The following is a 20,284-nucleotide window of genomic DNA, read 5'->3' as shown; positions in this document are numbered from 1 at the left end:
ATGACCGGAGGAGAGATGCGTCATGGGTGAAATCGTTCTGGCGGCCAAGATGACCCACGTTCCGACGATGCAGATGTCGGAGCAGGACGGGCCGATCAAGGGCAAGCGGCAGGCCGCGATCGACGGCCACTATGAAATCGCGCGCCGGGCCAAGGCGTTGGGCGCGGACACCGTCGTGATCTGCGACACGCACTGGCTGGTGAACGCGGGGTTTCATATCAATGCCAACGACAGGTTCGAGGGGCTTCTGACCTCGTCCGAGTTTCCGCAATTCATCCGCGACATGCCCTATAGCCACGCGGGCAACCCGGCGCTCGGCGATGCGATTGCCGAGGCGGCGTGCGAGATGGGCGTCTACACGCTCGCCCATCATCTCGACAGTCTCGACCTCGAATACGGCTCGCTGGTCCCGCTGTCGTTCATGAGCCGCGAACATGAGATGAAGGTGGTCTCCATCGCCGCCTTCTGCACTGTCCACAACCATGACGAGAGCCGTGTGCTGGGGGAGGCGATCCGCAAGGCGGTCGACGCCTCGGACGACAAGGTGTTGCTCGTCGCCTCCGGCAGCCTCAGCCACAAGATCTGGTCGAACAAGGACTACGCTCCGAACAACGGCACCTTCACGATCAGTTCCGAGTTCAATCGGCAGGTCGATCTCATGGTGCTCGAGATGTGGAAGCGCGGCGATCACGCGACCTTCCTCAAGATGCTCGGCGACTATGCCCTGCATTGCTCGGGCGAGGGCTCGATGCACGACACCGCCATGCTTTATGGTGCCCTCGGCTGGGATGCCTACACTGGCGAATGCGAGGTCGTCACCGACTATTTCCCATCCTCTGGCACAGGCCAGGTCAATGTCATCTTCCCGGTGCAGTAAGGAGCCCAGATGCCCATTCCCGCCCCGAACCTTTACCCGCCGTTCAACATCATCCGGCTGTCCCATGTCGATTTCGGCGTGCGCGATCTGGCGGCGTCCAAGGCGTTCTACGTCGATACGCTGGGCCTTCAGATCACGGACGAGGACGAGAGCACCGTCTATCTGCGCGCGATGGAGGAGCGGGGGCATCACTGCATGGTGCTTCACAAATCCACCGAGCCGCACGTCAAGGCGCTGTCGTTCAAGGTCTTCGACGAGGGCGAATTGGACAAGGCGCACGACTGGTTCAAGTCGCAGGGTCACGGGGTCGAGTGGGTCGAGCGCCCCTATCAGGGACGCACGCTCGCGACGCACGATCACCTCGGTATGCCCATCGAATTCTACTTCAAGATGGAGCGGCTGGAGCCGATCCACCAGAAATACGCGCTCTACAAGGGTGTGAAGCCGCTGCGCATCGACCACTTCAACTGCTTCGTGCCGAACGTGGACGAGGCGGTGGGCTTTTACAACGAGATCGGTTTCCGGGTGACCGAATACACCGAGGATGAGGAAAGCAAGCGGCTTTGGGCGGCCTGGACCCACCGCAAGGGAGGGGTCCATGACATCGCCTTCACCAACGGGACCGGCCCGCGCCTGCACCACACGGCGTTCTGGGTGCCGACACCTCTCAACATCATCGACCTGCTCGACCTGATGTCCACCACCGGCTATGTATCGAATATCGAACGCGGACCGGGGCGCCACGGCATTTCCAACGCGTTCTTCCTGTACATTCTCGACCCCGACGGGCACCGGATCGAGATTTACTGTTCGGACTATCAGACCGTGGACCCGGACCTCGAAGCGATCCGGTGGGATCTGAAAGACCCGCAACGTCAAACGCTCTGGGGCGCGCCTGCGCCGAAGTCGTGGTTCGAACATGGCTCGGTCTTCGAAGGGCTCGACGTCAGCGACTCCAACCTCGGCGCATCGCCGATCATCGCACCGTGAGGAGGGCGTCATGAGCAATCGCATCGCGGCCTTCCGGGCCGATGGCACCACCCGCTACGGCGTCGTCACCGACGAGGGCCTCATCGACCTGACCGATTTGGCGGGCTACGCGGACCTTCAGGCGGTCGTCGTGGACGGCGCTCTGGAAAAGGTGATCGCGCTGGCCGAGGGGCGCGCGCCCACTTTCGCGGCGGATGAGGCCGAGTTCCTGATCCCCATCGCTCGGCCTGAGAAAATCCTCTGCGTCGGCGTGAACTTCCCCGACCGCAACGCGGAATACAAAGACGGCTCGGCCCAGCCCAAGCACATGTCGCTGTTTCCCCGCTTTCCGCGCAGTTTCACGGGCCACGGCCAACCGCTCATCCGTCCGCCGGAAAACCACACGCTCGACTACGAGGGCGAGGTGGTCATCGTAATCGGCAAGGGCGGTCGCCGGATCGCGGCAGCGGACGCCTATGACCACATCGCCGCGCTCACCATCGCGAATGAAGGCACGATCCGCGACTGGGTGCGTCATGCGAAATTCAACGTCACGCAAGGCAAGAACTGGGACAACTCAGGGGCCATCGGCCCGTGGCTCGTCCCCTTCACCGATCCGGCGCAACTCGACGATGCCCGCATCGTGACGCGCGTGAACGGCGAGGTGCGGCAGGACGACGTGCTGGCCAACATGATGTTCCCCATCCGCGAAGAGATCGCCTATATCTCGACCTTCACCACGCTCATGCCCGGCGATGTAATCATCACCGGCACGCCGACCGGCGCGGGCGCGCGGTTCGATCCGCCGAAATACCTCGTCCCCGGCGACGTGGTCGAGGTCGAGGTGAACGGCATCGGCACCCTGACCAACACCGTGGCCGACGAATGACCCTGACGGACACCCAAGTCGAACAGGCGGCTGCCGACCTTTTGGCCGCAGAAGAGAGCCGCAGTCAGATCCGCCTCCTGTCGCTCCGCCACCCCGGCATGACGCTGGACGACGCCTACCGGATCCAGTCGGCCCAGATGGCGCAGAAACTGGCGGCGGGGCGGCGGATCGTCGGGTGGAAAATCGGCCTGACCTCCAAGGTCATGCAGGAGGCGCTGAAGATCGACACGCCGGACAGCGGCGTGCTTTTCGACGACATGATCTTTCCGAACGGCGGGACGGTGCCGGCAGGCCGGTTCATCCAGCCGCGGATCGAGGCAGAGATCGCGTTCGTGATGAAAGCGCCCCTGTCGGGTGAGGTCAGCCGCGACGACGTGATCGCGGCGACGGATTACGTCACCCCCTCGCTCGAAATCCTCGACACCCGCATCCTGCGCGCCGATCCCGACACGGGGACGCCCCGGATCATCACCGACACCGTTTCCGACAACGCGGCCAACGCGGGCATCGTGACCGGGGCGGAACGCAACCCGCCCGAGGCGTTCGACCTGCGCTGGACCGGCGCGATCCTCACCAAGAACGACGAAGTGGTCGCGACCGGCCTTGGCGCCGCCGTTCTGAACGACCCGGTGACGGGCATCGTCTGGCTCGCGCGGCGCATGGGGCAATACGGGCAGCGGATCGAGGCGGGGCAGGTGGTCTTGTCCGGCTCGTTCATCGCGCCTATCGAATGCCCATCCGGCACCCGCATCGCCGCCGACTTCGGCGCGTTCGGGTCCGTGGCGATCAACTTCGACTAGGGGAGGGGCCGATGCCCGCACCGACCAACCACTTCAAGGCGCGGCTCAAGTCCGGCGAAACGCAGATCGGCCTCTGGGTCTCGATGGGCGATGCGTCGGTGGCCGAACTCTGTGCACAAGCGGGTTTCGACTGGCTGGTGATCGATGGCGAACACGGCCCGAACGACCTTCTGTCGATCCGCGATCAGCTGCGCGCGGTCGGCACGACGACCTCCGCCGTGGTGCGCGCCCGCGACGACGACCGCGCTTTCATCAAGCAGCTTCTCGACGTCGGCGCGCAGACCATCCTCATTCCGATGATCGAAAGCGGCGCGCAGGCGCGCGAGGCGGTGCGCTCGATGCTCTACCCACCGCATGGCGTGCGCGGCATCGGGGCGGCCCTGGCGCGTGCGTCCGCCTATAACGCGATCCCCGATTACCTGCACACCGCGAATGACGAGGTCTGCCTGCTGCTTCAGGTCGAGAACCGGGCAGGCGTTGCGGCGCTGGACGATATCCTCGCGGTCGAGGGCGTCGATGGCGTCTTCGTCGGCCCCGCCGATCTGGCCGCCGACATGGGCTTCATCGGCAATCCCGGCGCGCCCGAGGTTCAGGCGGTTGTGGTCGACGTGCTCACCCGTATCCGGGCGGCGGGCAAGGCGGCAGGCATCCTGACCTCGGACCGGGCGCTCGCGCAGAGCTATGCCGACATGGGTGTCGAATTCCTCGCCGTCGGCACGGATGTCGGCACGCTGGTCGGCGGGCTCAAGACCCTGCGCGGCGCGTTCTGACTTACAGGACCACGCGGTATTCCGGCAGACCCGGCACCTCGACCTCCTGCGCGAAGACCACACCGTCATCGGGTGACGGGTCGTCCAGACCCATCCGCGCCGTTCCGACGAACAGGGTTTTCAGATCCGGCCCGCCCAGAGCCGGACAAGTCGCCCGCCGCGCCGGAACCTCGACGGCATAATCGAACCGCCCGTCCGGCAGATACCGAGCCACGCGGCCCATGTTCCACTGGGCGTTCCAGATCGCACCTTCGCCGTCCACGATTGACCCGTCGGGCAGGGGGCGTTCGCCGCTCAGATCGATATGAATGTGTGCCGTGCCTGTGGGCCAGCCGTCGGCGTCCAGCGGCAGCGCCATGATCTGCCGGGTGGGCGTGTCGGTGTAGTAAGCCGTGCGTCCGTCCGGCGCGAAGCAGATGGAATTGGATACAGTCACCCCGTCGACGATCCTGCGCAATTCGCCACGGTAATAACGGAAAATCGCGGCCACGCCCGGCTCGAATTTCTTGCCCATCGTGCCGATCCAGAACCCGCCGTGCGGATCGGCGCGCCCGTCGTTCGAGCGGGTCGCGGGGTTATCGGCATCCAGTTGGACGACGGTGTTCACCTCCGCCGTCTCGACATCGAAGGTGAAAAGCTGTGTCTCGGACGCTACAAATAGCAGATTTCGCGACACCCAGCCCGCAGCCGAGACCGCCTCGTCGAACGACCACTCGCGCGGGCCGTCCGGGCCCCGCGTCATCAGCTTCCGGCCCAAAATATCGAACCAGTACAATTGTTTGGACAGCGGGTGCCACAGCAGGCCCTCGCCAAGCGCACAGGCCCGAGTATCGAATTGGTACATTTCGCGGCGTTCCTCCCCGCTAGACGAAAAACATTTATCTGATCTATGTCAAATCGCCGTGTGAACCGGGTGGTTACATTACGAAAACGCTAGGGGAGAGCAGAATGCGTCTGACACTGAGAACGAACCTTGCCGCACGGGTCCTCATGTTCTGCGGTGTGAACACGGATCAGACCGTTCGCTCGTCTGAGATCGCCGAGGCGACCAACGCCTCGGGCAATCACCTGAGCCAGGTGATCCACAAGCTTCAGCAATTCGGATATGTCGAAACCCGGCGCGGGCGCGGCGGTGGCCTCATGCTCGCGCGCAAGCCCGAAGCCATTTCGATCGGTGCGCTGTTTCGCGATTTCGAGGCGGAGGTGCCGTTCACCGAGTGCTTCGACGCCGCCAACAACAACTGCCCGCTGATCGAGACCTGCCGCCTCAACACCTATATCAAGAAGGCGCTCGACGCGTTCTATTCCGAACTGGATGAGGTGACGCTGGCCGATCTGGTCAAGGACAACTGCGGCTTGATCGAGCTTCTCGACCTGAACCCCGCCAACGGGGTGTCCTGCGACCGCAGCCGTCAGGCCTCGGCCGCCGAGTAGACACGAAAAGGCCGCCGGGAGGGGACAGTCCCGACGGCCTCCTCAGAAGCGAAGTGCCAGGGAGATCAAGCCGGCTCGTCTTCGCTCCGTTCGCCAAGGGTCACGTTGAACGTCTGTTCCTGCCCTTTGCGCAGCACCTTCAGTTCGACATCCGACCCCGGCATGTCACCGGCAATGGCACGGGTCAGGTCGCGGGGGCCATCGATGGCCTTGCCGTTCACCTCGGTGACGATATCGCCCGCTTGCAACCCGGCCTCTTCGGCAGGCGTGCCCGACATGACGCTTTGCACCATCGTGCCGTTCGCCTTTTCCAGACCGAGCGCGGCGACCACGTCTTCGCTCACCGGCGCGATCTGAACGCCCAGCCAGCCGCGACTGACTTCGCCGTCGTCCGACAGGTCCGCCACGATCTCTTTCACCATGTCCGCAGGCACGGCGAAGCCGAGGCCGATCGATCCGCCGGTGGGCGAGATGATCGCGGTGTTCATCCCGATCACCTGACCGTTGGGGTTCAGCAGCGGACCGCCCGAGTTGCCCCGGTTGATCGCGGCATCGGTCTGGATGAAGTTGTCGAACGGACCCGCGCGCAGGTCGCGACCGATGGCCGAGACGATACCCGTGGTCACGGTGTTGCCGAGGCCGAACGGATTGCCCATCGCGATCACGTTCTCACCGACCTGAAGATCGGCCGAGGTGCCGAATTCAAGCGCAGGAAGGCCGGTCGCATCGACCTTGAGAACGGCGATGTCCGTGGCCGCATCGATGCCGACGACCTCGGCGGTCATCTCGCGCCCGTCCTCGAGCGTCACCTTGACCTCATCCGCGCCTCGCACGACGTGGGCATTGGTCACGATCTGACCGTCCTCGGACACGATGAACCCGGTGCCCGCGCCGCGCATCTGGCGGTCCGGCATCTCGCCGCGCGGGTTGCCCTCGGGCATCGGCATGCCGAAGCGCTTGGAAAACTCCTCGAACGGCGTGCCTTCGAACGGGTCGCCCTGTGCGGGCTGGGCCGATGCGTTGCGCGAGGTTTCGATGGTCACGACGGCGGGCGCCACCTGTTTGACCAGATCGACATAGCCACCCTCTACCGGGGCGGCGGCGAAAGCGGGTTGGGTGGTGTTGGTGATCGCGGCGACACCGCCACCGGCGAGCAGCGCGCTGACCGCCAATGCGGGGGCCACGCGGTTCATGATGGTGTTCTTGGGCATGAAGCATCCTCTTTTGACTGCGAGGGGCTTGGTCGCCCCCTTCGGATGACACGAAGATGGACGTGGCGAATTGCAGCGCCACATCGGCAGGATTGCATCTGCGTAATCTTCGTCACGGCGGCGTGAAAAGGGGTGTTTCGACCGGTTGAAACCTGCAAAACAAGGGGCAACCGCCTATGTTGTAGGCGAGTAACCGGTAGCGACCCATGAAAATTCTTGTCGTAGAAGACGACCCGACCACAGCAGATTTCATCGCCCGCGGCTTTTCCGAAGAGGGGCATTCCGTCGACCGTCTGGCCGATGGGCGCTCGGCGCTCGGGCAGGCGATGCAGGGCAGTTACGACGTGCTTGTCGTCGACCGTATGCTGCCGGAACTCGACGGCCTGTCGCTGGTCAAGGCGTTGCGGGCGGCCCGTGTCGCGACGCCCGCGATCTTCCTGACCTCGGTCGGCGGGGTCGAGGATCGGATCGCGGGGCTGGAAGCCGGGGGCGACGATTACCTCGTCAAACCCTTCGCCTTCGGCGAACTCTCCGCGCGCGTCGCCGCGCTGACCCGCCGCCCGCCCTTGCAGGCCGAGGAAACGACGCTGAAGGCGGGAGATCTGGAAATGGACCTCGTGCGGCGTGAGGTGCGCCGGGCCGGGCGGCCCATTGACCTTCTGCCGCGCGAATTCGCGCTGCTCGAACACCTGTTGCGGCGCAAAGGCCGGGTGCAGACCCGGACCATGCTTTTGGAAAACGTGTGGGACATCCATTTCGACCCCGGCACCAACGTGGTCGAAACCCATATCAGCCGCCTGCGGGCCAAGGTGGACAAGCCCTTCGACCACGAGTTGATCCGCACCGTGCGCGGCGCGGGGTATCGCATTGACGACTAGGGCCCGCCGCTCGACCCGGATCATGCGCTCGACGCCGGTGCGTCAGGCGGTGTTGCTGGTGGCGGTCGTGGCTCTGGTCAATCTGGCCTCGCTGGGCGTGGCATGGCTGACCCAGCGCGCCAACACGCTTCAGGACCTGCGCGCCGATCTGGACCGCGAGATGGCGAGTTTCGAGATTTCGGCAAGCCCGTCGGCCCTGCGCACGCTGGTCGAGGCGCGCGCCAGGGTGACCGATCCGCGCGACACGGTGTTCGTGTTTCTGGGGGACGACCGCCGCAGCACCGGGAATGCACGCGCCGTGCTGAACGGCGTCGATGTGGGCTTCACCGCGCTGGAGGACACGCGGCCCCTGTCGGACGAAGGCTATATCGACGATGTGCGGCGGCTGTCGGGCGGGGTGCTGATCGTGGCCAAAAGCCTCGAACCGCTGGCGCGTCTGGGCGAGACCTTTCTCGTGTTGCTGCTGGTGTCGACGCTGCCCACGGTTCTGATCGCGCTGGGCACCGGCGCGGTGATCGCCCGCGCCTCGGCCCGCCGCGTGGAGCGGATCGAAGGCGTGCTCGACCGGATCGCCTCCGGCGACCTCGCGGCCCGGTCGCATGAGACCGGCGCCGGCGACGACCTGTCGCGCATCGGGGCGCGGGTGAACCGGATGGCCGTGAAGCAGGAGGCCGCGACCGAGGCGCTGAGGCAGGTCACCACCGATATCGCCCATGACCTGCGCACGCCCTTGCAGCGGATCGGCGTCACGCTTCAGGACCTCGAAGACCGTCTGCCGGAGGGCGCGGCGCGCGACCTCGCCCAAGCGGCAGGGGAGGAGGCCGAACGCGCGGTGGCGGTCTTTCGCGCCCTGCTCCAGATCGCGCAGATCGAAGGGGGAAGCGCCAAGGACCGGTTCCGTGCCGTCGATCTGGGCGCGGTGGCGCTGCGGATCGCGGAGCTTTACGAGCCCTCGGCGGAAGACCGCGAGGACCGGTTCACCGTGGACGTGCCCGACACGCCCGTGATGGTGCGCGGCGATGCCGACCTGATCGGTCAGGCGCTCGCCAACCTCATCGAGAACGCCCTGCGCCACACGCCGCCCGGCGGCGAGGTGCGGGTGCGGGTCGGACCGGACGGCACCCTGAGCGTGGCCGACAGCGGCCCCGGCATCCCCGAGACCGAGCGTGACAAGGTCCTGCGCCGTCTCTACCGTCTCGAACGCTCGCGCACCACGCCGGGCAACGGCTTGGGCCTCGCCCTCGTCGCGGCCATCGCGGAGAGCCACGGGGCGGCACTGAACCTTGGCGACGCCGACCCGGGCCTGATCGTCACGTTGCGCTTTCAGGGGTAGGGTTTCCAAGCGGCGCGCGGGCAAGCCCGCGCACAGGGTTTGCGCCGTCCCGCCTGCGGCGGGCCGTCGCGGTGGGGGGAGGCCAGCCTCCCCCCGGATTTGCGGGCAAATCCGTCCCCCTCCGAGGTTTTTCGAAACAGAGAAGGGGGACGGGTGTGGTTACTCCGCCGGGGCGTGCACGTCGTCGGGGGCCTTGGGCGTGAAGCGCGAGGCGAAGCGGCCGATGGCGTCGGTGTAGGTGAGGATCACCGGCACGACGACCAGCGTCAGCAGCGAGGACGAGATCAGGCCGCCGATCACGGCATGGGCCATCGACGCGTTCTGCCCGGTGCCGCCATGGATGTTGAGCGCTAGCGGCAGCATGCCGAAGATCATCGCGAGCGTCGTCATCACGATGGGCCGGAACCGGGTGCGCCCGGCGATGACCAGCGCATCGTAGAGGTTCAGCCCCTCGTCACGGACATGCTGGTTGGCGTTGTCCACCAGCAGGATCGCGTTCTTGGTGACCAGACCCATGAGCATGATGAACCCGATGATCGACATGACGTTCAGCGTCGAGTCGAACACCAGAAGACCGCCCAGCACGCCGATCAGGGCCAAGGGCAGGGACGACATGATCGCCAGAGGTTGCAGGAACGAGCCGAACTGCGAGGCGAGCACGAGGTAGATGAAGATGATCGCCAGGGCCAGCGCGGCGGCCGCGGCGAACCCCAGATCCTGCATGTCCTCGACTTCGCCCCCGGTGCCCTGACTGTAGCCCAGCGGGTAGTCGAGCGCGGCGGCGGCCTCCTGCACCGCGGCGGTCACGTCACCGGGGCGCACGCCGCTTTCGAGGTTCGCGGTGACACGGACCGAGCGTTCCCGGTCTTCGCGGTTGATCTCGCCCGGTCCTTCGGACTGGGTGATCGTCGCAACCTGATCGAGCCGGATGACATCCGTCGACCCGGTCGCGCCCGATTGCGCGATGGGGAGTGCGCCGAGATAGGCCGCGTCGTTTCGCGCGCTGTCGGGCAGGCGCACCACCACGTCGAGGCTTTCACCGCGCGGGCTTGTCCATTCCGACACGGTCTGGCCTTCGAGCATCGAAGACAGGGTGTCGCCGACGGAGGCGAGCGAGACGCCGAGGTCGAAGGCCGCATCGCGGTCGACTTCGATCCCGATGGTGGGCTGGGGATCGTCGAGCGTGGTGTTGATGTCGACCAGCCCTTCGATCCCGGCCATGTCGTCGGCCAGTTCGCGGGCCAGCTTTTCCAAGACCCGCAGGTCGGGGCCGAAGATCTTGATCTCGATCGGCGGTTCCACCGGGCCCATGCCGCCCGAGGCGCCCACCGAGAATTCGGCGCCGGGGATGGCCTTCAGCGCGTCGCGCACGGGGCTCGTCAGATCCTGCGGGGACCGGCTGCGTTGATCCGAGGGCACGAGGATGCCGATGATCGTGGCGTTGTTGTCGCCCGACGAGGTGCCGGAGTTCACCGTCGCATAGGTGCTTTCGATTTCCGGGAACCGGTCGTGCAGGAGCGCGTCCACCTGCGCGATCTTGTCGGCCGTCCGGTCGAGCGAGGTGCCCACCGGCGCCTTGAGGTCGACCTGAATTTCCCCTGTGTCGGACGGCGGAATGAACTCGCCCCCGATCAGGGGGAACAGGGCGAAGGCGCCGACGAAGGCGGCGAAGGCCACGCTCAGCGTCGTCTTGCGGAACTTGAGCGCCTTTTTCAGGAGCTTGCCGTATTGCTCGCCGATCCAGTCGAACAGGCGGTCGAACTGGCCCACGGCGCGGCCCACGATCCCGCGTTTGCGGTTCGGGTCGGCGGCCGGGTCGTACCACACCGACGACATCATCGGGTCGAGCGTGAAGGACACGAAGAGCGAGATCAGTACGGCGACCGATACGGTGATCCCGAACTGGAAGAAGAAGCGCCCGATGATCCCTTCCATGAACGCCACCGGCAGGAACACCGAGACGATGGAAAGCGTGGTGGCGAGCACGGCGAGGCCGATTTCCTTGGTCCCGTCCAGCGCGGCCTGAATGTGGGATTTGCCCATGTGCAGGTGTCGCACGATGTTTTCGCGCACGACGATGGCGTCGTCGATCAGGATGCCGACCGACAGCGACAGCGCCATGAGCGTCATCATGTTGAGCGTAAAGCCCATCGCGTAGATCGCCGTCATCGTCGCGATGATCGAGATCGGCAGGGTCAGGCCGGTGATGACCGTCGAGCGCCACGAATTGAGGAACAGGAACACGATGATGGTGGCGAGGATCGCGCCCTCGACGATCATCGACTGGACCGAGTGGAAACTTTCGATCACGGGTTCCGAGTTGTCGCGCAGCACCGAGATTTCGATGCCCTCGAACTGCGGGTCCTCGTTCATCTTGTGCACTTCTTCGACGACGCGTTCGGCCACGTCCACGGTGTTCGCGCCCTGCGTCTTGAGCACGTCGATGGCCAGTGCATCCTGCCCGTTCAGCATGGCGAGGCTGTCGCGCTCGGCCAGACCCGTGGTCACATTCGCCACGTCGCCCAGACGGATCGGCTGACCGCCGCGACGGGCCACGATGATGTCCTCGAAGGCGCGCAGGGTTTCGATGCGGCCTTCGACCTGCACCGACTGGCTTTGTCCGCCGGATGTGACGGCGCCTGCCGGCACATCCTGGTTTTCCTGTGCGACGGCGTTCGACACCTCGGCGATGCCCACGTTCAGGGCGGTCTGCCGGTCCGGGTCGATCTCGATCAGCACTTCGCGCGGGCGTCCGCCCACCACGTCGGCATTGCCGACGCCGCGCAGGTTCGAGATGCGCTTGGCGATGTAATCCTCGGTCACCTGCGTCAGCGTGCCGATGTCGAGCTCGTCCGAGCTGACCCCGATCGACAGGATCGGCAGGTCGGACGGGTCGAAGCGCAGGATGCGCGGATCGTCGGCATTGTCGGGCAGAAGCGGTCCGATCTGGCTCACCCGGTCGCGCACGTCCTGCACGGCGGTGGCGCTGTCCACTTCCAGATCGAACTGGATGATGACCAGCGACGAGCCGGTCAGGGCGGTCGACTGGATGTTGTCGATGCCGGCGAGGGTCGAGACGCTGTCCTCGATCGGCTCGATGATGTCGCTTTCCACCGCTTCCGGCGTCGCGCCGGGGTAGGAGGTGACGACGGCGACGACCGGGAAATCCACGTCCGGGAACTGTTCGACCGGAAGGCGGGAGTAGGAGAACGCGCCCACGACCATGAGCGCGATCATCACCATCGTGGCAAAGACCGGCTGGCCAACGCTGATGCGGGTCAGGAACATCTGGGCTTACTCCGTGATCGCGAATTTCTGACCGGCGCGAAGTTCGGGCAGGGGGGCCGACACGACGGTGTCGCCGGGCTCCAGACCCGAAGCGATTTCGACCTTGGCCCCGTTGTCCCAGTCGCGCGCGACCTCGACCGCGCGCCGTTCCAGCGCCTCGCCGTTCGCGGTCAGGACGAATGTGCCCTGAGCATCCTCGCGGATGGCTTCGACGGGCACCCAGAGCGCACCGGATTTCTCTTCCAGCGTGATGCGGCCCGTGGCGAACATGCCGCCGCGCAGGGCGCCGTTGGTGTTTTCAAGCGCGATATAGACCGGAAGCATCCGCGAGCCGGAGATGGCCATGGGGTTCAGACGCTCGACCTCGCCGGTGAAGGTCTGGTCCCCGAAGCCTTCGACGCGCAGGGTGACGATCTGGCCTTCGGTGATCTGGTTCGAGATCGACACGGGCGCGGTCGCCTCGACTTCCAGCGAGGTCAGATCGACGATGGTGAACAGCGGCGACCCGGTGGCGACGAACGCGCCCGGATCGACCTGACGCTCGGCGATGACGCCATCGAAGGGCGCGGTCACGCGGGCCTTTTCCAGCGCGGTTTGCGCGTTCTGGACCGAGGTTTCCTGAGCGGCGACCTGAGCGCGAAGCTGATCCAGCCCCGACTGCGCGTTCTCGAGCGCCGTGGGCGCGGCGAGGTCACGCTCCACAAGCGTCTGGGTGCGCTCGAAATCGCTCTGGGCCTGCGCGAACTGAACGCGCGTCGCTTCGGCGTTGGATTGCGCCTGAGCGAGCTGGTTTTCCAGCGATACGACGTCGAACTGGGCCAGAAGCGCGCCTTCCTTGACCGAGTCGCCTTCGCGCACGGTCACGTCGAGCAGCCGGGCCGATACTTCGGCCGACAGATGCACCTGACGCGACGGGGTGAGAGAGCCTGTCACGCGCAGGGTTTCGGACAGATCGCCAGGCGCCACTTCGGTGACTTCGAACGGGGCGAGGCGCACGATCAGTTCGGCGGGGGCTCCCGGCTCGACCGGGGCGGCCTGCTCCGGCGGCTCCGGGATCAGGCCGTTCTGGTCGGCATAGTAATATCCGCCGCCAGCGGCCACGACGAGAACCAGAAGAACCAGCCACGGCCATTTGCGCCGCTTCGGTTTTTCGCCCTTAGCGATGGCCTCGGCGCGCGCTTTCTCGCGCTTGTTCATCGCCCAGTCGGGCTTGGGGTTATGCATATTCACGTCTCTCACTCCGTGTCTGCCATCTGGCGTTGGGCGCGTTCGGTCCATTCGTCGAGGAAGTCGGCGGAGGTCCGGAAGAACTGTGCGAAGGTTGTGACCCGTGCGCGGGCTTCGGCACGGCTGTCAGGGAAACTGGCGGCGGCTTCTTCGATGCTGCGGGCGCGGGTGCGAAAGCGCGCGGCCATGCCGGCGAGCATGTCTTCGGCCGGGTTGGTCACGGCCACATAGCTGTCGGCGCGCGACCCACGCGTCGCCACGCGGGTCAGGATGCCCTTGTCGGCAAGCTGGCGGCAATTGGTCGAGGCCGAGGCTTTCGAAATCGAAAGCGCCTCGGTGATCTCGGCCAGCGTGCGCGGCTCGCCTTCGACCAGAAGGTAGCCGAGGACTTGCCCGGCAATGCGCGGCAGGCCGTCTTCCTGGGTCATGAAACCCATCTGTTCGATGAAATGGTCAATCGGGTCACGGTTCATGGGTGGCCATATAGGTCTGTCCGGTTCATCGTTCAATTCAAATTGAACGTATTGAACGCAATAATTCCGCACTGCGGCGAGATTTGGGCGCGCAGGGCAAGAATTCGGGGCGGCAGGGCCGGAGTGTGCACAGACGCGTGCATGGGGCGTGGGGGTGCAATGCATGGCCGGTCACGCGCCTTTGTCATTGCCCATCCGGCCTTTGGGGCTTAGGTAACGCACGTCCCGCGCGAAGGAGAGAGACATGGCATTTTACCGTTCCCGCCGCTCCACCCATGGCCGCAACATGGCCGGTGCCCGTGGCCTCTGGCGTGCCACCGGCATGACCGATGAGGATTTCGGCAAGCCGATCATCGCCGTGGTGAATAGCTTCACGCAGTTCGTGCCGGGCCACGTCCACCTCAAGGATCTGGGCCAGCTCGTCGCGGGCGAGATCGAAAAGGCGGGCGGTGTCGCCAAGGAATTCAACACCATCGCCGTGGACGACGGCATCGCGATGGGCCATGACGGGATGCTCTATTCGCTGCCCTCGCGTGAAATCATCGCGGATTCGGTCGAATACATGGTGAACGCGCACTGCGCCGACGCCATGGTCTGTATCTCGAACTGCGACAAGATCACCCCCGGCATGATGATGGCCGCGATGCGCCTGAACATCCCGGTGATCTTCGTCTCCGGCGGTCCGATGGAGGCCGGCAAGGTCAAGGTCGGCGATCTGGAAAAGGCGGTCGATCTGGTCGACGCCATGGTCGCCGCCGCCGACGATCAATACACGGACGAACAGGTTCAGGCCTTCGAGGAAAACGCCTGTCCGACCTGCGGGTCGTGCTCGGGCATGTTCACTGCGAACTCGATGAACTGTCTGGCCGAGGCGCTGGGCCTCGCGCTGCCCGGCAACGGCTCGGTCCTCGCCACACACGCCGACCGCGAGCGTCTGTTCCGCGAAGCTGGCCGCCGGATCGTCGAGATCACAAAGCTGCATTACGAGGTCGAGGACGAGGGCTATCTGCCCCGCGAAATCGCCACCTTCGAGGCGTTCGAGAACGCCATGTCGCTCGACATCGCGATGGGTGGCTCGACCAACACGGTCCTGCACCTTCTGGCCATCGCCTATGAGGGCAAGGTCGACTTTACCATGGACGACATCGACCGACTGTCCCGCAAGGTGCCGGTCCTGTGCAAGGTCGCGCCCGCCAAGGACGACGTGCATATGGAAGACGTGCACCGCGCGGGCGGCATCATGGGTATTCTGGGCGAAATGCTGCGCGGCGGGCTGATCCATGGCGACGTGCGCACCGTTCATTCGCAGAGCATGGCCGAAGCCATCTCGAAATGGGACGTCATGGTCGCCAACGACCCGGACACCGAGGCGTTCTACCGTGCGGCCCCGGGCGGCGTGCGCACGACGCAGGCGTTTTCGACCGAGAACCGCTACAAGGAACTCGACCGCGACCGCGAAGGTGGCGTGATCCGGACCGTCGAACACGCGTTCTCACAGGACGGGGGCCTTGCGGTCCTGTTCGGCAACATCGCCGAGAACGGCTGCATTGTGAAAACCGCGGGCGTGGACGACTCGATCCTGAAATTCACCGGCACCGCGCGGGTTTACGAAAGCCAGGACGCCGCCGTGAACGGCATCCTCAAAGGCGAAGTGACCGCGGGCGAGGTCGTGGTGATCCGCTACGAAGGGCCGCAGGGCGGGCCGGGGATGCAGGAAATGCTGTATCCGACGAGCTACCTGAAATCCAAGGGTCTGGGCAAAGCCTGCGCGCTGCTCACCGACGGGCGCTTCTCCGGCGGCACCAGCGGTTTGTCCATCGGCCACGTCAGCCCCGAAGCCGCCGAGGGCGGTCTGATCGGGCTGGTCGAGACCGGCGATACGATCGAGATCGACATTCCGGGCCGCACCATTAACCTCGCCGTGCCGGACAACGAACTGGCCGCACGACGCGAAACCAAGGGCGCGCTGCCGTGGAAACCGGCCGAGCACCGGACCCGCGCGGTGTCGACCGCGCTCAAGGCCTATGCGCTGCTCGCCTCCTCGGCCAACCGGGGCGGCGTGCGGATCCTGCCGGGCGAAGAGTAAGCGGAGCGGGCTGAGCCCGCGCTTTGGGAGCCGTGAAATCCGGTCCCCGGATTGCACGGCGGCGGGGGGCCAGCCCCCCGTGGACCCATTCGCGGGCGAATGTGTCCGGCCCCCCGGAGGTTTCCCGGAAACGAAGAAGAGACAGGTTGCCCGGAGGTCGCGAGGGGCTTATCTGACCTGCGGGACGAAGGGGAGCCGACATGGCGGACAACTCGGAAGACAGGGCCAAGTCGAAACAGGTCGGTGCGTTGCGCGGTCTGTGGCCGTTCATGCTGCCCTACAAGGGGCTGCTGATCGCCGCACTGCTGGCGCTGGTCTTTACCGCCGGAATTTCGCTCGTCATGCCGCTTGCGGTGCGACGGGTCATCGACGGGTTTTCGAGTTCGGCCGATGCGCTTCTGGACAAGTATTTCCTTGCCGCGATGGGTGTCGCGGTGCTGCTCGCCCTTGGCACGGGCCTGCGCTATTTCCTCGTCACCCGGCTGGGCGAACGGGTGGTGGCCGATATCCGCGAAGCGGTGTTCGACCGCGTGATCGGCATGAGCCCGGCGTTTTACGAAAAGATCATGACGGGCGAGGTGTTGAGCCGCATCACCACCGACACGACGCTGATCCTGTCGGTCATCGGGTCGTCGGTCTCGGTCGCCCTGCGCAACGCGCTGATCCTGATCGGCGGCACGATCATGCTTTTGTTCACATCGGCCAAGCTGACCGGCCTCGTGCTGCTCATCGTGCCGGTCGTGATGATCCCGATCATCGTGCTGGGCCGAAGGATGCGGGTTCTGAGCCGCGAGAATCAGGACTGGATCGCCAAATCCTCCGGCAAGGCGTCGGAGGCGCTGCTGTCGGTCCAGACCGTGCAGGCGTTTACCCATGAAGACCCGTCGCGCGAGACGTTCCGCGAGGTGACCGAGGAAAGCTTCCGGTCGGCCCAGAAGCGGATCACCACCCGTGCGCTCATGACGATGATCGTCATCACGCTGATCTTCTCGGGGGTCGTCGGCGTGCTCTGGATCGGGGCGCGCGACGTGCGTGCCGACGAAATGTCGATCGGCGCATTGGTGCAGTTCGTGATCTACGCGATCATGACGGCGGGCGCGGTGGGCGCTTTGTCCGAAATCTGGTCCGAGCTTCAGCGCGCCGCCGGGGCGACCGAACGGCTGGTGGAGCTTTTGCGTGCCGAGGATGCGGTGAACGACCCCGAGGCGCCGAAACCGCTGGCCAAGCCGGTGCGCGGCGCGATCCGTTTCGATGACGTGACCTTCCGTTATCCGGCCCGGCCCGAACATATCGCGCTGGATGGCGTGACGCTCGACGTGCAGCCCGGTGAAACGGTGGCGCTGGTCGGCCCGTCGGGGGCGGGCAAATCGACGATCATCCAGCTTCTCCAGCGGTTTTACGATCCGAATGCGGGATCGGTGAGCATCGACGGCATGGACTTGCGTGACCTCGCGCGGGACGATTTCCGGCGTCACGTCGCCCTTGTCCCGCAGGACGCGGTGATCTTTGCCGACACGGCGCGCGAGAACATCCGTTTTGGTCGGCTCGATGCCACCGATGCCGAGGTCGAGGCGGCGGCCAAGGCCGCGGCGGCGCATGAGTTTCTGACGAAACTGCCCGAAGGGTACGACAGCTATGTCGGCGAGCGCGGCGTCATGTTGTCGGGCGGGCAGAAGCAGCGCATCGCCATCGCGCGGGCCATTCTGCGCGACGCGCCGATCCTGCTCTTGGACGAGGCGACGAGTGCGCTGGACGCGGAAAGCGAGCGGGCGGTGCAATCGGCGGTCGATACCATGGCGCACGGGCGCACGACCATCATCATCGCGCACCGGCTTTCGACGGTGAAAAAGGCCGACCGCATCGTGGTCTTCGAGGATGGTCGGATCGTGGCCCAGGGCACCCATGACGAACTGGTGGCCGAGGGTGGGCTTTACGCGCGTCTCGCCCGGCTTCAGTTTACCGACGGGATCGCGGCGGAGTAACGCTGCGACGCGCTTTTTGGTTGACCCCCACGTCAATCTTGCGACCTGCCGGGAAAACCCCCATTTTTGATGGAAACTTCGCCGGGAATCCGGCTCTCAGGGGAGGAACCATGGGACGCTACGAATTCAGCTCGCTTGCTGCACGCAACGACATCGAGGCCGAAAAGCCGTGGAGCGAGCGGCGCGTGCCAACGACGCTTTACGAGTTGCTCTCGGATACCGTCAGCAAGTTCGCCACGCGCGATGCGCTGTCGTTCCAGATCGAAAGCGGGCCGACCGACAAGAAGGAAACGCTGACCTGGCAGGAGTTGCACGACAAGAGCGTGCAGACCGCGAACCTGTTTCGCTCGCTGGGCGTGGGGCAGGGGGACGTGGTCGCCTATGTCCTGCCGAACTCCAACGAGACCGTGATGACGCTGCTGGGCGGTGCGATCAACGGGATCGTGGCGCCGATCAACCCGCTGCTAGAACCCGAGCAGATCGCCTCGATCCTGCGCGAAACCGGGGCCAAGGTGGTGGTGACGCTTCAGGGCTTCCCCAAAACGGACGTGGCCCAGAAGGTGCACACCGCGCTGGAAGATGCGCCCGACGTGAAGCATGTGCTCGAAATCGACCTCAACCGCTATCTCACGCCGCCGAAGAAGTGGATCGTGCCGCTGATCCGGCCCAAGGTGCAGCCCAAGCATTCGGCCAAGGTGCAGAACTTCAACAAGGCCATCGCGAGCCAGCCCAAGACACTGACCTTCGAGGACGAGAAGATCGACCGGGTGGCCGCCTATTTCCACACCGGCGGCACCACGGGGATGCCCAAGGTGGCGCAGCACAAATACTCCGGCATTATCTACAACGGCTGGCTCGGCGCGAACCTTCTGTTCGACGAGACCGACGTTCTGATCTGCCCCCTGCCGCTGTTCCACGTCTTTGCGGTTCATGTGGTGTTCATGGCCGTCATGACCTCGGGCGCGCATGTGGTGTTCCCGACCCCTGCGGGCTATCGCGGCGACGGGGTGTTCGACAATTTCTGGAAGCTGATCGAACGCTACGGCGTGACCTTCGTCATCACTGTGCCCACCGCCATTTCGGCGCTGATGCAGCGCAAGGTGGATGCGGATGTCTCGACGCTGAAAGTGGCCTTCTCCGGCTCGTCGCCGCTGCCGCGTGAGCTGTTCAATCGGTTTGAAAAGGCCACGGACGTCAAAATCGTCGAAGGCTACGGTCTGACCGAAGCGACCTGCCTTGTCTCCTGCAACCCCACGGACGGGGTGAAGAAGATCGGGTCGGTCGGCATCCCGTTCCCCTACACCGACGTCAAGATCTACGACTGCGGCGCGGACGGCACGATCAACAAGGAATGTGGTGTCGACGAGGTGGGCGAGATCTGCGTGTCGAACCCCGGTGTCTATGTCGGCAAGACCTATACCGAAGACGCCAAGAACAAGGGGCTCGTCGCGGGGGACAAGTACTTGCGCACGGGCGATCTGGGCCGGATCGACGAAGACGGGTATCTGTGGATCACGGGGCGCGCCAAGGACATCATCATCCGGGGCGGCCACAACATCGACCCGGCTGAGATCGAAGAGGTTTTGGCGGGCCATGATGCGGTCGCCTTCGTCGGTGCGATCGGCCAGCCGGATGCGGTCGCGGGCGAGTTGCCTTGCGTCTTCGTCGAACTGGTCGCCGGGGCGAGCGTGACCGAGGACGAGTTGATGGCCTATGCCAAGGAGCGGATCACGGAACGTGCGGCGGTCCCGAAATACATCGAGATCGTCGATGAACTGCCGAAGACCGCCGTGGGCAAGGTGTTCAAACCCGACCTGCGAAAAAGCTCGATCATCCGGGTGTACAACGCAGCCCTTTCGGAGGCCGGCCACAAGGCCGAAGTCGTCGAAGTGGTCGAGGACAAGAAACGCGGTCTCGTGGCCAAGATCGAGGCCAAGGGCGATGTGGATCGCGCCGCCGTCGAAAAGACGCTGGGCGAGTTCACCCGGCCGTTCGACTGGATCAACTGATCGGCGACCTGCCTGAGCGAAGAAAAAAAGGGCCGCCCGCTGCGATGCGGGCGGCCTT

16 protein-coding genes are annotated in these 20,284 nt (G+C 65.1%); 11 read left to right on the top strand and 5 right to left on the bottom strand.

Annotation, left to right across the window (positions count from 1 at the left end; translation table 11 throughout):
• The first annotated feature begins 22 nt into the window (after positions 1–22).
• From hpaD (HOY44_RS03780) to HOY44_RS03760, 5 genes are read left to right on the top strand one after another with little or no spacing between them, the layout of a single operon-like run.
• Positions 23–877 (top strand): 3,4-dihydroxyphenylacetate 2,3-dioxygenase, encoded by an 855-nt coding sequence (hpaD, locus tag HOY44_RS03780; protein ID WP_287433134.1) that lies wholly within the window; start codon positions 23–25, stop codon positions 875–877.
• Between the two features lie 9 nt (positions 878–886).
• Positions 887–1,867 (top strand): 3,4-dihydroxyphenylacetate 2,3-dioxygenase, encoded by a 981-nt coding sequence (hpaD, locus tag HOY44_RS03775; RefSeq protein WP_287433132.1) that lies wholly within the window; start codon positions 887–889, stop codon positions 1,865–1,867.
• Positions 1,868–1,877: 10 nt separating this feature from the next.
• Complete coding sequence (locus HOY44_RS03770) at positions 1,878–2,735, top strand: fumarylacetoacetate hydrolase family protein (RefSeq protein WP_287433130.1); 858 nt, start codon at positions 1,878–1,880, stop codon at positions 2,733–2,735.
• Entirely contained in the window at positions 2,732–3,535 is an 804-nt protein-coding gene (gene hpaH / locus HOY44_RS03765; RefSeq protein WP_287433128.1) for a 2-oxo-hept-4-ene-1,7-dioate hydratase, read from the top strand. Before HOY44_RS03770 ends, hpaH begins: the two co-directional genes overlap by 4 nt.
• 11 nt (positions 3,536–3,546) lie before the next feature.
• Entirely contained in the window at positions 3,547–4,305 is a 759-nt protein-coding gene (locus tag HOY44_RS03760) for an aldolase/citrate lyase family protein (RefSeq protein ID WP_287433126.1), read from the top strand.
• Between the two features lies 1 nt (position 4,306).
• Here HOY44_RS03760 and HOY44_RS03755 read toward each other — a convergent pair whose 3' ends face one another.
• The gene (locus HOY44_RS03755; protein WP_287433124.1) at positions 4,307–5,149 is read right to left on the bottom strand and encodes an SMP-30/gluconolactonase/LRE family protein; all 843 of its coding nucleotides are present in this window, start codon (positions 5,147–5,149) and stop codon (positions 4,307–4,309) included.
• Between the two features lie 104 nt (positions 5,150–5,253).
• Between HOY44_RS03755 and HOY44_RS03750 the strand changes: the two genes are divergently transcribed.
• On the top strand, positions 5,254–5,739 hold the full coding sequence (locus HOY44_RS03750) for an RrF2 family transcriptional regulator (protein ID WP_040885271.1): 486 nt from the start codon (positions 5,254–5,256) through the stop codon (positions 5,737–5,739).
• Positions 5,740–5,804: 65 nt separating this feature from the next.
• Here the strand turns inward: HOY44_RS03750 and HOY44_RS03745 are convergent, their stop codons facing one another.
• The gene (locus HOY44_RS03745; protein WP_287433121.1) at positions 5,805–6,950 is read right to left on the bottom strand and encodes a S1C family serine protease; all 1,146 of its coding nucleotides are present in this window, start codon (positions 6,948–6,950) and stop codon (positions 5,805–5,807) included.
• Between the two features lie 206 nt (positions 6,951–7,156).
• Here HOY44_RS03745 and HOY44_RS03740 point away from each other — a divergent pair, with 206 nt between their 5' ends.
• Both HOY44_RS03740 and HOY44_RS03735 read left to right on the top strand, forming a co-directional pair.
• Positions 7,157–7,828 (top strand): winged helix-turn-helix domain-containing protein, encoded by a 672-nt coding sequence (locus tag HOY44_RS03740; protein ID WP_008334857.1) that lies wholly within the window; start codon positions 7,157–7,159, stop codon positions 7,826–7,828.
• Positions 7,818–9,161, top strand: a complete 1,344-nt coding sequence (locus tag HOY44_RS03735) for a sensor histidine kinase (protein ID WP_287433119.1) — start codon at positions 7,818–7,820, stop codon at positions 9,159–9,161. The genes HOY44_RS03740 and HOY44_RS03735 overlap by 11 nt, the downstream gene beginning before the upstream one ends.
• 159 nt (positions 9,162–9,320) lie before the next feature.
• On the opposite strand, the gene HOY44_RS03730 is transcribed toward HOY44_RS03735, so the two are convergent.
• From HOY44_RS03730 to HOY44_RS03720, 3 genes are read right to left on the bottom strand one after another with little or no spacing between them, the layout of a single operon-like run.
• On the bottom strand, positions 9,321–12,449 hold the full coding sequence (locus HOY44_RS03730) for an efflux RND transporter permease subunit (RefSeq protein ID WP_008334862.1): 3,129 nt from the start codon (positions 12,447–12,449) through the stop codon (positions 9,321–9,323).
• A gap of 6 nt (positions 12,450–12,455) precedes the next feature.
• Complete coding sequence (locus HOY44_RS03725; protein ID WP_287433117.1) at positions 12,456–13,673, bottom strand: efflux RND transporter periplasmic adaptor subunit; 1,218 nt, start codon at positions 13,671–13,673, stop codon at positions 12,456–12,458.
• 11 nt (positions 13,674–13,684) lie between these two features.
• Positions 13,685–14,104 (bottom strand): GbsR/MarR family transcriptional regulator, encoded by a 420-nt coding sequence (locus HOY44_RS03720; protein ID WP_287433116.1) that lies wholly within the window; start codon positions 14,102–14,104, stop codon positions 13,685–13,687.
• A 289-nt stretch (positions 14,105–14,393) separates the two neighbouring features.
• Between HOY44_RS03720 and ilvD the strand changes: the two genes are divergently transcribed.
• The 3 genes from ilvD (at position 14,394) to HOY44_RS03705 (ending at position 20,226) form a co-directional block, all read left to right on the top strand.
• Positions 14,394–16,235 carry a dihydroxy-acid dehydratase gene (gene ilvD, locus HOY44_RS03715; protein ID WP_287433115.1) on the top strand — a complete coding sequence of 614 codons (1,842 nt, stop codon included), beginning with the start codon at positions 14,394–14,396 and terminating at the stop codon, positions 16,233–16,235.
• A 200-nt stretch (positions 16,236–16,435) separates the two neighbouring features.
• Complete coding sequence (locus tag HOY44_RS03710) at positions 16,436–18,217, top strand: ABC transporter transmembrane domain-containing protein (RefSeq protein ID WP_287433114.1); 1,782 nt, start codon at positions 16,436–16,438, stop codon at positions 18,215–18,217.
• Between the two features lie 110 nt (positions 18,218–18,327).
• Positions 18,328–20,226: an acyl-CoA synthetase gene (locus HOY44_RS03705; protein WP_287433112.1), complete on the top strand. Its 1,899-nt coding sequence runs from the start codon at positions 18,328–18,330 to the stop codon at positions 20,224–20,226.
• Positions 20,227–20,284 lie beyond the last annotated feature (58 nt).

The sequence above is a fragment of the Maritimibacter sp. genome (genome assembly GCF_016774595.1).
Classification (GTDB): Bacteria; Pseudomonadota; Alphaproteobacteria; order Rhodobacterales; family Rhodobacteraceae; genus Maritimibacter; species Maritimibacter alkaliphilus.
Note: the sequence above shows the minus strand (reverse complement) of the source record. Positions and strands in the feature narration are given on the sequence as shown.

Coding starts and splice junctions, on each gene's coding strand:
- hpaD (WP_287433134.1), top strand. CDS start 23: ATGGGTGAAATCGTTCTGGCGGCCAAGATGACCCACGTTCCGACGATG.
- hpaD (WP_287433132.1), top strand. CDS start 887: ATGCCCATTCCCGCCCCGAACCTTTACCCGCCGTTCAACATCATCCGG.
- HOY44_RS03770 (WP_287433130.1), top strand. CDS start 1,878: ATGAGCAATCGCATCGCGGCCTTCCGGGCCGATGGCACCACCCGCTAC.
- hpaH (WP_287433128.1), top strand. CDS start 2,732: ATGACCCTGACGGACACCCAAGTCGAACAGGCGGCTGCCGACCTTTTG.
- HOY44_RS03760 (WP_287433126.1), top strand. CDS start 3,547: ATGCCCGCACCGACCAACCACTTCAAGGCGCGGCTCAAGTCCGGCGAA.
- HOY44_RS03755 (WP_287433124.1), bottom strand. CDS start 5,149: ATGTACCAATTCGATACTCGGGCCTGTGCGCTTGGCGAGGGCCTGCTG.
- HOY44_RS03750 (WP_040885271.1), top strand. CDS start 5,254: ATGCGTCTGACACTGAGAACGAACCTTGCCGCACGGGTCCTCATGTTC.
- HOY44_RS03745 (WP_287433121.1), bottom strand. CDS start 6,950: ATGCCCAAGAACACCATCATGAACCGCGTGGCCCCCGCATTGGCGGTC.
- HOY44_RS03740 (WP_008334857.1), top strand. CDS start 7,157: ATGAAAATTCTTGTCGTAGAAGACGACCCGACCACAGCAGATTTCATC.
- HOY44_RS03730 (WP_008334862.1), bottom strand. CDS start 12,449: ATGTTCCTGACCCGCATCAGCGTTGGCCAGCCGGTCTTTGCCACGATG.
- HOY44_RS03725 (WP_287433117.1), bottom strand. CDS start 13,673: ATGCATAACCCCAAGCCCGACTGGGCGATGAACAAGCGCGAGAAAGCG.
- HOY44_RS03720 (WP_287433116.1), bottom strand. CDS start 14,104: ATGACCCAGGAAGACGGCCTGCCGCGCATTGCCGGGCAAGTCCTCGGC.
- ilvD (WP_287433115.1), top strand. CDS start 14,394: ATGGCATTTTACCGTTCCCGCCGCTCCACCCATGGCCGCAACATGGCC.
- HOY44_RS03710 (WP_287433114.1), top strand. CDS start 16,436: ATGGCGGACAACTCGGAAGACAGGGCCAAGTCGAAACAGGTCGGTGCG.
- HOY44_RS03705 (WP_287433112.1), top strand. CDS start 18,328: ATGGGACGCTACGAATTCAGCTCGCTTGCTGCACGCAACGACATCGAG.